The organism is Actinoplanes sp. TFC3 (assembly GCF_001553785.1).
Classification (GTDB): domain Bacteria; phylum Actinomycetota; class Actinomycetes; order Mycobacteriales; family Micromonosporaceae; genus Actinoplanes.
In genome coordinates, this window is sequence record NZ_LOJP01000001.1 from 4,623,861 (window position 1) to 4,635,943 (window position 12,083).

Here is a 12,083-nt window from a genome sequence, read left to right on the forward strand (position 1 = left end):
ATGCCGAAAATCAACGTGTACCTGCCCGACGACCTGGCCGACTCGGTCCGCGAGGCGGGGCTGCCGGTGTCCGCCATCTGCCAGTACGCGCTGCAGCAGGCCCTGCGCCGGGTGGCCGGGTTGCGCAAGTCGCTGGCCCAGCCGCTGGAACCCGACCGGATCGCCGAGCAGTTCCCGCAGATCACCGCCCGGATGGCCACGGTGCTCGGGTTGGCTGCGCAGCGGGCGGCCGGGCGCTCGGTGACCACCGGTGACCTGCTGCACGCTTTGATCGCCGAGGGCAGCAACCTGGGACTGCAGGTGCTCGGCGCGATGGACATCGACGTGGCGGCGATCACCGTGCCGGACACCGCCGAGCCGGGCGGCGCCGGGGAGGGCCGGCACCTGAGCGCCCCGGCCGTGGCGGCGATCGAGCTGGCCGTGCTGGAGTCGGTGAGCCTGAGCCACAACTACGTGGGGTGTGAGCATCTGCTGATCGGGCTCAGCGCCGAACCGGACGGCGTGGCCGGGGCGGTGCTGCGCGACCTCGGGGCGGACGCGCGCGCGACGAAACGGGCGGTCGCTGCGGCGGTGGCGGGTTACGCGCACCTGCGGGCGACCACGGCCCAGCCTGCTGCGGCGACGGATCTGCTGACCGCCGTACGAGCGGAGCTTGCGCCTTTGATCAAGCGCATCGAAGCCCTGGAGGGCCGGGTCACCCGACCTTGAGAAGACCGGCCAGCTCGGTGGCGATCTCCTCGGGCGGGCGGCCATCGGTGTGCACGGTATGGGTGGCCACCGACGTGTACAGCGGGCGGCGCTCCTCCATCAGGTACTTGAGCGTCGCCCGCGGGTTCACGCTCAGCAACGGCCGGCCGGCGCCCAGCCCCACGCGCTTGACGGCGTCGGGCAACTCCACGGACAGGAACACGATGGTGTGCGGGTGCAGCGCTTCCCTCGTATCCGAGTCGAGAATTGCTCCTCCGCCCAGCGCAAGAACCCCATCGAAGGACGTGAGCGCCTCGGCGATGGTCTCGCGCTCCAGCGCGCGGAAGGTTTGCTCGCCGTCGTCGAAGAAGATCTCCGGGATCGGCTTGCCGGCGCGCTGCGCGATGAGGTGGTCGGTGTCGGCGAACGGCACGCCGAGCAGCTCGGCGACCGCCTTGCCGACGGTGGTCTTCCCGGCGCCGGGCGGGCCCACCAGCACTGCCGCGGGCGCCATCAGCGGATCAGCAGGCTGTCGAGGTAACCGGCCAGGTTGCGCTGGATCTCGCCCACCGAGTCGCCGCCGAACTTCTCGGTCGCCGCCTCCGCCAGCACCAGCGCCACCATCGCCTCGGCCACCACCGCACCGGCGGCCACTGCTGCCACGTCCGACCGCTGGTTGATCGCGGTGGCTGCCTCGCCTGTGGTCACGTCGATGGTCTGCAACGCCCGGTTCAGCGACGAAATCGGCTTGAGCGCGGCACGTACCCGCAGACTCTCGCCGTTGGTGATGCCACCCTCCAGCCCGCCGGCGCGATCGGTCACCCGCCGCACCCCCACGGGCCCCGGCACGATCTCGTCGTGCGCCACCGAACCCCGCGAGCGGGCCTGGGTGAACCCGTCGCCGATCTCCACGCCCTTCACCGATTGGATGGACATCAGGGCGGCGGCCAGCCGGGCGTCCAGCTTGCGGTCCCACTGCACATGAGAGCCCAGACCGGGAGGTACAGAGTAAGCGAGCACCTCCACGATGCCCCCGAGCGTGTCCGCGTCCTTCTTGGCCGCGTCGACCTCGGCCACCATCCGCGCACTGGCCTCGGGATCGAGGCAGCGAACCGGGTCGGCGTCGATCCGCTCGGCGTCCTCGGGCGTGGGCACCAGGCCGGACTTGACGCTCACCGACCCCATCTCGATGACGTGCGACACGATGTCGATGCCCAGCGCCTGCTTGACCAGGGCCTTGGCCACCACCCCAGCAGCGACGCGGGCGGCGGTCTCCCGGGCACTGGCGCGCTCAAGGATGGGACGGGCATCGGTGTGGCCGTACTTCTGCATGCCGGCCAGGTCGGCGTGCCCGGGCCGCGGCCGAGTCAGCGGGGCGTTGCGGGCCTGAGCGGCCAGCTCGGCGGCATCCACCGGATCGGCGGACATCACGGTCTCCCACTTGGGCCACTCCGAGTTGCCCACCCGGACGGCCACCGGGCTGCCCAGCGTCACCCCGTGCCGGACGCCGCCGATGATCTCGACAACATCCTGCTCGAACTTCATCCGCGCACCCCGGCCATACCCCAGCCGTCGGCGCGCAAGATCCCGCCCGATGTCCTCGCTCGTCACTCGCACCCCGGCGGGCACGCCCTCCAGCAGGGCGACGAGCGCCGGTCCATGGGATTCACCTGCGGTAAGCCAGCGCAACACGGATCACAGTCTGGCACGTACGGCTCCTGGCTCGCCGGCCCCCCACCGCCATCCCGCTGAGCGGACAGGTCAACCCACCGGCAAGCCATCCGGCCCCCTCACATACCCGAACCGTCCGATCGACCCGGCCCGGTCGATCTCGTCCCCACCGCAAACGTCAGAGGTATGGTCCGCTCGTGTCTTCACGCCTTACCGTCCGGCCTGCCAGCACCGCGCTCATGGTCGTCATGCTCGGGTTCATCACGGGGATCGGGCCGTTGTCGCTCGACATGTACCTGCCCGCTTTCCCCGTTATCGCCCGGGACCTGCACGTCGAGGATGCCCAGGTCCAACTGTCCCTGACAACGTGCCTGATCGGCCTCGCCCTTGGCCAACTGGTCTGCGGACCGCTCAGCGACCGGTGGGGCCGCCGCCGGCCGTTGCTGGCCGGCGTGGCGGCGTACGCCATCTTGTCGGTGCTGTGCGCCTTTGCCCCCAACGCCGGGCTGCTGGCAGCGGTGAGGCTGGCGCAGGGGTTCGCGGGTGGCGCCGGGGTGGTGGTGGCGCGGGCGATCGTGCGGGACCTCTACTCAGGTGTGGCGGCGGCCAAGTTCTTCTCACGGCTTTCTCTGATCTTCGGGTTGGCCCCGATCGCGGCGCCTTCGCTGGGTAGCGCTGTACTCAGGGTGACGGCGTGGCCGGGCATCTTTGTCACGCTGGGTGGGATCGCGTGCCTACTGTTTGTGTTGCTTGTGGTGAGGATGCCGGAGACGCTCGCACCGGAAAGGCGCTCTTCCGGGGGCCTCGCGGACATTGCCGGCGCCGCCAGGACGCTGTTCGCCGACCGAGTTTTCGTGGGGTATGCGCTCGCGCAGTCGTTCGCGTTCGCGGCGATGTTCGCCTACCTGTCCGGCTCATCCTTTGTTCTGCAGGAGGGATACGGCATCTCGGCGACGGTGTTCAGCATCCTGTTCGGCGTCAACTCGTGCGCCCTGATCATCGCCAGCCAGACCAACAGTCCGCTGCTCGACCGTTTCACGCCGCGCGCGATCCTGGTGGTCACCCTCGCCGTGGAGGCGGCGGCCGGGGTGATCGTGCTGATCTCAGCGACCACCGGGGTGCTGGCCGGGCTGCTCATCGGCATGTTCATCCTGGTCGGCACCATCGGTCTGATGACGCCGAACTCAATGGCCCTGGCGCTGGATCTGCACCCGGAACGAGCCGGCACCGCTGCCGCTCTGCTGGGCGGCATCCAGTCGGTGATCGCGGCTGCGGCGGCCCCGCTGGCCGGGCTGGGCGAGCCGGTCAAGGGAGTACCGATGGGCCTGGCCATCGCGGCTTTCGCAACGGTCGCGGTGGTCGCGGTCCTGACATTGACCCATCCGGTACGTCCACAGCCCGCCGGGCACCGCTAACGAACGCTGGCCGCCGCCGTCAAAGCCTCGCGCATTGCCCGTTCGGGAGCCGGCACCACCCTGGTGAACTGCTCGAACTGCCCCAGCGCCTGAGCGAGCAACAGGTCCAGCCCCGAAACCACCCGCACCCCGTGCGCGGACGCCGCCTCGGCCAGCGGGGTGGGCCACGGATCGTAGATCGCGTCGAACAGCACGGTGCCCGCCCGCCACGGGATCCGGCTGACCAGGCTGTCGGCCGCGCCCTTGGGCACCGTGGAGATCACCGCGTCGGCCTCGAACGCGGCCGGGGCGTTCGTCCAGCTGACCCCGGTGAGGGTGACACCGAGCGCCTCGGCCGCCGGGCGCAGTTCCTCGCTGGCTTCGGGGCGGCGGGTGACCACGGTGACCGCAGCCGCGTCGAGCTGGGCCGCCGCGGCGAGGGCAGCCCGAGCGGTGCCGCCGCCGCCGAGCACGGTGATCGCGGGCTCGACGGTCGACCGGCGTAGCCCGGCGTCGCGGAGCACCCGGACCATGCCCGGAACGTCGGTGTTGTCGGCGTACCAGGAGCCGTCGTCACGACGTACCAGAGTATTGGCAGCACCCGTCGCCACCGCGACCGATGATGCCTCCGCGGCCAGCGTCAGGGCCTTTTCCTTGAGCGGCATGGTCAGCGACAGGCCCGCCCACTCGGGGCCGAGACCCGCCACCAACTGCGGCAGCTCAGCCTCGGCGCACTCGATGGCCGTGTAACTCCAGCCGAAAAGCCCGGCCGCCGCGAAACCGGCGGCGTGGATGACCGGGGAGAGCGAATGCGCGATCGGCTTACCGCAGACCGCCGCCTTGCGGCCGGAAGGTGTGGACACGCCCCGACCTTAAAGCACAACGCTGCTGCAGGACGCGCCTCGCCCACAAGCAGGACCGCCGGCCACCCGAAGATCCGGGTGGCCGGCGGCGGCCGGATCATCGGCTTGTCAGCAGAGCGGGATGCCGTTCCTGCACGCCTTCTGGATGTTGGCGTCGTGCTCGGCGTTGGTGACCGCGAACGCCGAGTTGCCCGACTTGTCGATCGCCACGAAGAACAGCCAGTCACCGGTCGCCGGCTTAGCAGCGGCTTGCAGCGCCGCCTTACCCGGGTTGTCGATCGGACCGAGCGGGAGACCGACCTTGAGTTCCGTGGTGTACGGGTTCTTCGGGTCCTGCAACTCGGCGTCGGTCATTTTGCCGGAGTGCTTGGCGTCCTTGTTCTGCAGCTTCAGCCAGTAGTTCGTGGTGACGTCGAACTGCAGCGGCATCTTCTTCTTGTACGCGCGGTTGTAGGCGACACGGGCCACCTTGGGCAGGTCTGCCGCGGTGCCGGATTCCGCCTGGGCCAGCGACGCGACGATCAGCGCCTCATAGGGAGAGACCGACAGGCTGCCCTCAACTGTTTTGGTGAAGTCGATATCGGCCGTGGCGTCCAGGAACTTGGTCACCATGGTCCGCAGGATGTCCGCAGCCGTGGCTTTCGGCGGGAACTCGTAGGTGTCGGGGAACAAGAAGCCCTCAATCGTGCCCGACGCCTTCTTGCCGTCACGCCGGTTGAAGAAGAAGTCCGGAACACCGAGGTCGATCGGGTTTTTCGCCGCTGCCTCGAAGTCCTTGACCGGGATGCGGGTCTTCGCCGACAGCAGGGCGTAGATCTCCACCGTGGTCAGGCCCTCTTTGATCGTCACCCCGTTGACCACGCGCGACTTGGGGTCGAGCAGCATCGTCACGGCCTCTTCGGCCGCCATCTGCTTCTTCAGGTTGTACGTGCCCGACTGGATGTTCTTGCCCTTGGGGTTCGCATCCGCGGCGTCGACGAAGGCCGCCGTGCTCTTCACCACATCGGAGTCGACCAGGGTGTTGCCGATGTCGGTGAGGCTGGCGTTCTCCGCGATGGAGACCTGCACCGCCTCACCGCCCGCGCCGTCGTAGTCGGCCGCGGTGAAGAAGCCCTTCACTTTCTCGTAGCCCAGGTAGCCGCCGACGCCGAGCACGCCGAGCAGCACGAACGCCATGAGGAATGCGATTGCGGTCTTGCCCCCGCTCTTACCGCCGCCGCCCCCGTTGAAGCCGCGCCGGTGGCGAGGTTTGCCGCGCTCGGCCTGTTCGTCAAACGCCAGGTCCAGCTCGTCGATCATGTCGTCCGCCTCCGCTGTGCGTCCAGCCAGCTCTGCAGAATCTCGACCGCGGCCGCCTGGTCGACGACCGCCCGCTGTCGTTTGCCCCTGACCCCCCGCTCGGCGAGCCGGCGACTGGCGACAACAGTCGACATCCGTTCGTCCGCCAGCACGATGGGTACGGGCCTGACCGCGTGTTCAAGCCGATCAGCGTACGCACGAATGTCGATGGCGGCATCCCCTTCGCGCCCGTTGAGGCGCACGGGAAGGCCAACGACGATCTGCACCACCTCGTGCTCCCCCACGAGGCGACCGAGCTCAGCTATGTCGCGGGGCACGGCGTCGGACGCCGCCCCCATGTCACGGGAGACCGTGACCAGGGGGGTGGCCAGGATCCCGTCGGGGTCACTGAGTGCGACCCCGACGCGCACCTTACCGACATCAACGCCCAGCCGCCTACCCCGCGGCAGTGCGTTCATCGCCGACACCCACCTTCCTCAGGCGGTCTCGCCGACCGCTTTCTCCACCGCTGCGAGCAGCACCGGCACCTGATCGGCGCTCACGCCGCCGCCCTGCGCGAGATCGGCGTTGCCGCCGCCACGACCCGACAACGCGCCCTTGACCAGGTCGGACGCGGACAAGCCGCGGCCCTTGGCCACCGCGTTGACGGCCACGATCAGTGACGCCTTGCCGTTCGCGCGGGCCGCGACCGCGACCACCGCCGGACGGGCGGAGTCAATTTTGCCGCGGATCTCCTGGGCCAGCGTACGCACATCGTTGGTGGCCGCGCCCTCGGGCGCCTCGGTGCCCACGAACGCCACCCCGTGCAGGTCCTTGGCCTGCCCGGCGAGCGCGCCGGCGCCGCCGAGGACCATCTGGGCCCGCATCTTCTCGAGTTCCTTCTCGGCGTCGCGCAGCGCCGTGACGGTCTGCTCGACCCGGTCGGCGACCTGGTCGCCGGGCACCCGGAACAGCTCGGCCAGCCGGGTCACCAGCAGGTGCTCCTTGGCCAGGAAGCCGAACGCGTCGATGCCGACCAGCGCTTCCACGCGGCGCACGCCCGAGCCGATCGACGACTCGTTGAGGATCTTCACCAGGCCCAGCTGGCCGGAGCGGGCCACGTGCGTGCCACCACAAAGTTCACGCGCGTAGTCGCCGACTTCAACCACCCGGACCTCGTCGCCGTACTTCTCCCCGAACAGCGCCATCGCACCGAGCCGGCGCGCCTCCTCCTGCGAGGTGATGAACGCATGCACTTCGAGGTCCCGCAGCAGCACCTCGTTGACCTGCTGCTCGACGTCGTGCAGCACGCTCGGCGAGACCGCACCGGGGGTGTTGAAGTCGAAGCGCAGCCGGCCGGGCGCGTTCAGCGAACCCGCCTGGGTGGCCGACTCGCCGAGGAACGTGCGCATGGTCTGGTGGATGAGGTGGGTCGCGGTGTGCGAGCGCGAGATCGCCTTGCGGCGTGTGACATCAATCTCGGCGAAGCCCGCCTCGCCCGCGCGCACCTCGCCGCGCACCACGCGCGCCTTGTGCACGATCAGACCGGGGAGCGGCTGCTGCACGTCGACGACCTCGACCTGCCCGCCACCCACGTTGATCAGGCCGGTGTCGGCCTGCTGGCCACCGCCCTCGGCGTAGAACGGGGTGGTGTCGAGCACCAGCTCGACATAGTCGCCCTCGCCCGCCGCCGCGACGCTGGTGCCGCCGGAGCCGAGCAGCGCCCGCACCCGCGACTCCCGGCTGACCTCCTGGTAACCGGTGAACTCGATCGGGCCGCCGTTGTCGAGCACCGAACGGTACGCCGACAGGTCCGCATGCCCGGTCTTGCGCGCCGCCGCGTCCGCCTTGGCCCGGGAGCGCTGGTCGGCCATGAGCCGGCGGAAGCCGTCCTGGTCGACCGCGAGGCCCTGCTCGGCAGCGATCTCCAGGGTCAGGTCGATCGGGAAGCCATACGTGTCGTGCAGCTGGAACGCCTTGTCGCCGGACAGCTTCGCCGTGCCGGCCTGCTTGGTCTCGGTGATCGCGGTGTCCAGGATCGTCGTGCCCGCCCGCAGCGTGGACAGGAAGGCATCCTCTTCCTGGTACGCGTACGTGGAGATCCGGTCGAAGTCGCTCGCCAGCTCCGGGTACGAGGGCGCCATGCAGTCCCGCGCCACCGGCAGCAGCTCGGGCAGCGCGCGGTCCTGCCAGCCCAGCAGCCGCATCGCCCGGATCGCGCGGCGCATGATCCGGCGCAGCACATACCCGCGGCCCTCGTTGGCCGGCGTGACACCATCACCGATCAGCATCAGCGCGGTACGAACATGGTCCGCGATCACCCGCAGGCGCACGTCGTCGGGATGCGACTCGCCGGCCACGTGACCGGAGTGCACGCCGTACTGCTTGCCGGTCATCTCCGCGGCGCGGGCGAGGATGGGACGTACCTCATCGATCTCGTAGAGGTTGTCCACCCCCTGCAGGATCGACGCGATGCGCTCCAGGCCCATCCCGGTGTCGATGTTCTGCTTGGGCAGGTCACCGACGATCGTGAAGTCTTCCTTGCTCTTCACGTTGGTGATCTCGTACTGCATGAAGACCAGGTTCCAGAACTCCATGAACCGGTCCTCGTCGACCTCGGGGCCGCCGTCCGCGCCATATTCGGGGCCACGGTCGTAGAACAGCTCCGAGCAGGGACCCGCGGGACCGGGGATGCCCATGGACCAGTAGTTGTCCTTCTTGCCCCGGCGCACGATGTGCTCGACCGGCACCCCGATCTTCTTCCAGAGCTCGAACGCCTCGTCGTCGTCAAGGTAGACCGTCGGCCAGATCCGGCTGGGGTCCAGGCCGAAGCCGCCCTCGGACACCGGCTTGGTCGACAGCGCCCAGGCCAGGTCGATCGCGCCGGCCTTGAAGTAGTCGCCGAACGAGAAGTTGCCGTTCATCTGGAAGAACGTGCCGTGCCGCGAGGTCTTGCCGACCTCGTCGATGTCGGGCGTGCGGATGCACTTCTGCACGGAGACCGCCCGCTCGTACGGCGGGGTGCGCTGGCCCAGGAAGAAGGGGACGAACTGCACCATGCCGGCGTTGATGAACAGCAGGTTCGGGTCGTCGATGGCGGGCAGCGGGGCACTGGGGACAACCGTGTGCCCGTCAGCCTCGAAATGCGCCAGGAAGCGCCGCTTGATCTCCGCCGTCTTCATCGCTGATCCTCCTGGGCATGCCGCCCGTACGAACCGGGCTCCGCCTCCTCGCGCAGCTCGGCGAACTTGTCCTCGTAAAGCTCACCCGCGGCGAAGGCCTCGTGGATCTCCTGCTCCCGTTCGGCCATCCCTTCGCGGACGTCATCCACGAAGCTACGCAGCGACTCCATCAGACCGCCAGCGGATTCCGACAGCGAGGTGGCGATACCCGACGGCGTGAACTCGCTGGCCTTGCGGGTCAGCTTGCGAACGACAATGGCGCCGACAGCCAGGCCCACGCCCAGCCAGAGCAACCGCTTCATGCTCGATATCTCCTGGTCAGTTGGCGCGGGCGGACTTGCGGCGCCGCTTGAGAGTGGCACGGACCTCACGCTCGTCCTCGGCGTGCCGGCGAGCCGCGGCGGCCTTGCGCAGGCCGTAGCCGAACGAGGCCACCTTGACCAGCGGGTTCGCGGCGGCGGCGGACACCACCGTGGCCAGGTTGGCGACATTGGCGGTGACGTTCTGGGCGTGCTCGGTCATCGTGTCGACCTTGGCGAGCTGCACGTTCAGACCGTCCAGTGTGACCTGCGACTGCCCGAGCACCACGTTGACGTTCTGCACTGTTCCGGTTACTTCGGCCAGCAGCGGACCGGTCCGGTCGTTCAGGTCATTGATGGCCTGCGTGGCCGCGTCCACGGTGCGCCGCAGCCGCAAGATCGGCACGGCAAGTACAAACACAAGCATCAAGAACGCGCCCGCCGCGATCAGGCCTGCGATTTCCCCGGCGTCCATTACACGCGTCTCCTCTACCGACGGACCTCAGTTCAACGTGCAGACCCTACCGTCCGTCACCGGAGTCCGCGTCACGACGCCGAGGGTGTCGGGTTCAGCAGGGGATCATTGGTCAGCACGGGGTCGGGAGTCTCCCCCACCAGCGAGGGGTCGATGGCCGGTGCGCCCTTGCCACGGGGGTCGGTGACGGCATTCTGCACCTTGATGCTGACCGTGGACCCGGTGCACTTCGAGGGATCGACGGTCTCAACCACTCCATCGGGTCCGACCGAGGGCAGCACATCAGGATCCTGGGCCGCCACGGCGTCGACCGCGCACTCGGGAATACGTACCCAGAGATCCAGAGTGAACTCGTCGCGCTGCCAGCAGGTGTACTTCCCGTCCTCAACCGGCTGATCGGTGCACTTGTCCCCGAGCGGCTTCCACCCCGCACTGGTCAAAGCGGCCGAATAAGCCTTGCTGGTCTCGGCAAACGGCTTCTCCGACTGCACCAGCCGTTCCCGGAACCGGCACTCCAGGAAACACCACCGGCTGCCACTGATCTTGTCCTCGGTGTCATGATCGGCCCACCCCGGCACATCCAACGCGTCAAGCGAGTTGAAGACCGGATCCCGCATAGCCGAGCGAACCACCAGAGCCATCGGCAGCAGCCCCAGCACCACAACGGTCAACGACAACAAGGTCAGCACCCGTAGCCGCCGCTTGGCCCGCAACTGCCGCCGCAGCTCCGAGCGAGCCCCCTTCAAACCCCCGGCCCCAGCCCCGTCTTCCGCCCCGGCCGTAGCGGCCCGAAGCCTCAGCGGGTCCGCACCATCAGACCCATCCCCCGGTACGCCCACAAGTGCGCCGGGTGTTGCTTTGCCGACGGTCGCGCTGCCTGCGCGGGCTTTTCCGGTGAGCCGGCCGGTGCCGGGCTCCTCGTCCTCCCGGGTTACGTCGTCGCCGATCGGGGTTACCTCACCGATCCGCGTTACCTCACCGATCCGCGTTACCTCACCGATCGGGGTTACCTCACCGATCGGGGTTACGTCGCCGATCGGGACGGAGACCGATGCTCGGCCGGGCCCACCTGCGCCTGGAACCGATGCTCGGCCCAGCCCGTCTGCTCCTGGAACCGATGCCCGGCCCGGTCCGCCTGCTCCCGGGACGGCTGCCCGACCCGGTCCGTTCACTCCCGGGACGGAGGCTCGGCCTGGTCCGGCGGCCGGGACCTTCGCTCGGCCCGTTCCTTCCCCCGGTCCTTCTCCGGCCACGGCTGTGCGGCTCGGTCCCTCGCCCGGGATGGCCACTCGGCCCGGCTGGTCGTCCGAAATGCCAGCCCGGCCTGAGCTGTCTCCCGGAACGGCTGCCCGGCCCGGCGCGTCGCCCGGTACCGTCGCTCGTCCGGGGGCAGCGCCAACTCCACCCCGGCCCGGCCTGTCCGCGAGCCCTCCGCGCGCCAGATCGCCAGCAGGCTGACCCGGCACCACGGCAGCCCCACCACGGGCCACTCCAGCGGTACCCTGCCCCGGAGCAGCATCATCCGCCCCCCGCCCGGGAAACTCACCCGCCGGCGCACCCTGCACATCGGCACCCGTGCCAGCACCAGCACCTTGCACAGCCGCAGCCGCCCGGACAGCCCCCGTGCCGCGCCCCGGCTGCCCAGCCTGGGTCTGACCCGCCGCCCGCTGTCCCTGCCCAGGCTGACCTGTCCCGGCCTGACCCGGCACAGATTGGCCCGGCACAGATTGGCCCGGCACAGATTGGCCCGGCGCAGATTTGCCCGGCGCAGGCTGACCGGTTGCGGGCTGACCGGAAACCGGTTGACCGGGCCGCGGCACCCTTCCGGACCCGCGAATCGTCCCCCCGGGCGTTACTCGTCCGACTTTGGGAATGGGGCCGGTGTTACCCGTACCCGCCGCCATGGCCCCGGCTCGTCCCGGCACGGCCGGTGTCCGTACGCCCTCGCGCCCGGGTACCACCGGCGGTACCACCGCAGCGGAGGCTCGGGCAGCTTGTGGGGACGGCGGCTGACCGGGCCGGCGGATGGGCCCGGTGGCGTCGGGGCCGCCGCGGTTTTCGGGCGCTTCGCTCGTACCCGGAATCCGACGATCTTCGCCTGGTCGCACGATCGGCATGGCGCCGGTGTGCCGCCCGATGCTGTCGCCGCGATCCGGCGCGGCTTCCGGCCGCCCGTGCCGCCCGCTCTGTTCCCCAGCCTGCGCCCGCCCACCCAACGACGGCCCGTCAGGAAC

At 69.6% G+C, this 12,083-nt stretch carries 12 protein-coding genes; 2 read left to right on the forward strand and 10 right to left on the reverse strand.

What is annotated here, in order from left to right; genetic code table 11:
• Entirely contained in the window at positions 1 to 708 is a 708-nt protein-coding gene (locus TFC3_RS20810; RefSeq protein ID WP_067502514.1) for a Clp protease N-terminal domain-containing protein, read from the forward strand.
• Here TFC3_RS20810 and TFC3_RS20815 read toward each other — a convergent pair.
• Together TFC3_RS20815 and aroC are read right to left on the reverse strand one after the other, a co-directional pair.
• Positions 695 to 1,201, reverse strand: a complete 507-nt coding sequence (locus TFC3_RS20815; protein WP_067502517.1) for a shikimate kinase — start codon at positions 1,199 to 1,201, stop codon at positions 695 to 697. The two genes, TFC3_RS20810 and TFC3_RS20815, sit on opposite strands and share 14 nt — an antisense overlap.
• Entirely contained in the window at positions 1,201 to 2,379 is a 1,179-nt protein-coding gene (gene aroC / locus TFC3_RS20820; protein WP_067502520.1) for a chorismate synthase, read from the reverse strand. The genes TFC3_RS20815 and aroC overlap by 1 nt, the downstream gene beginning before the upstream one ends.
• 176 nt (positions 2,380 to 2,555) lie before the next feature.
• On the opposite strand from aroC, the gene TFC3_RS20825 reads away from it, so the two are divergent.
• A complete protein-coding gene (locus tag TFC3_RS20825; RefSeq protein WP_236718233.1) occupies positions 2,556 to 3,773 on the forward strand; it encodes a multidrug effflux MFS transporter in 1,218 nt (405 codons plus the stop codon).
• Here the strand turns inward: TFC3_RS20825 and TFC3_RS20830 are convergent.
• The 8 genes from TFC3_RS20830 to TFC3_RS40500 form a co-directional block, all read right to left on the reverse strand.
• Positions 3,770 to 4,615 carry a shikimate dehydrogenase gene (locus TFC3_RS20830; RefSeq protein WP_067502525.1) on the reverse strand — a complete coding sequence of 282 codons (846 nt, stop codon included), beginning with the start codon at positions 4,613 to 4,615 and terminating at the stop codon, positions 3,770 to 3,772. The genes TFC3_RS20825 and TFC3_RS20830 overlap by 4 nt on opposite strands.
• A gap of 108 nt (positions 4,616 to 4,723) precedes the next feature.
• Entirely contained in the window at positions 4,724 to 5,914 is a 1,191-nt protein-coding gene (gene mltG / locus TFC3_RS20835) for an endolytic transglycosylase MltG (protein WP_067502528.1), read from the reverse strand.
• A complete protein-coding gene (ruvX, locus tag TFC3_RS20840; RefSeq protein WP_067507163.1) occupies positions 5,911 to 6,372 on the reverse strand; it encodes a Holliday junction resolvase RuvX in 462 nt (153 codons plus the stop codon). Before ruvX ends, mltG begins: the two co-directional genes overlap by 4 nt.
• An 18-nt stretch (positions 6,373 to 6,390) precedes the next feature.
• A complete protein-coding gene (alaS, locus tag TFC3_RS20845; RefSeq protein ID WP_067502531.1) occupies positions 6,391 to 9,075 on the reverse strand; it encodes an alanine--tRNA ligase in 2,685 nt (894 codons plus the stop codon).
• A complete protein-coding gene (locus tag TFC3_RS20850; protein WP_067502535.1) occupies positions 9,072 to 9,377 on the reverse strand; it encodes a hypothetical protein in 306 nt (101 codons plus the stop codon). Before TFC3_RS20850 ends, alaS begins: the two co-directional genes overlap by 4 nt.
• Positions 9,378 to 9,393: 16 nt before the next feature.
• On the reverse strand, positions 9,394 to 9,849 hold the full coding sequence (locus TFC3_RS20855; RefSeq protein ID WP_067502538.1) for a DUF948 domain-containing protein: 456 nt from the start codon (positions 9,847 to 9,849) through the stop codon (positions 9,394 to 9,396).
• A 71-nt stretch (positions 9,850 to 9,920) separates the two neighbouring features.
• Positions 9,921 to 10,595: a hypothetical protein gene (locus tag TFC3_RS20860; RefSeq protein WP_067502541.1), complete on the reverse strand. Its 675-nt coding sequence runs from the start codon at positions 10,593 to 10,595 to the stop codon at positions 9,921 to 9,923.
• A 422-nt stretch (positions 10,596 to 11,017) separates the two neighbouring features.
• A complete protein-coding gene (locus TFC3_RS40500; protein ID WP_369819684.1) occupies positions 11,018 to 11,620 on the reverse strand; it encodes a pentapeptide repeat-containing protein in 603 nt (200 codons plus the stop codon).
• Between the last annotated feature and the right edge of the window lie 463 nt (positions 11,621 to 12,083).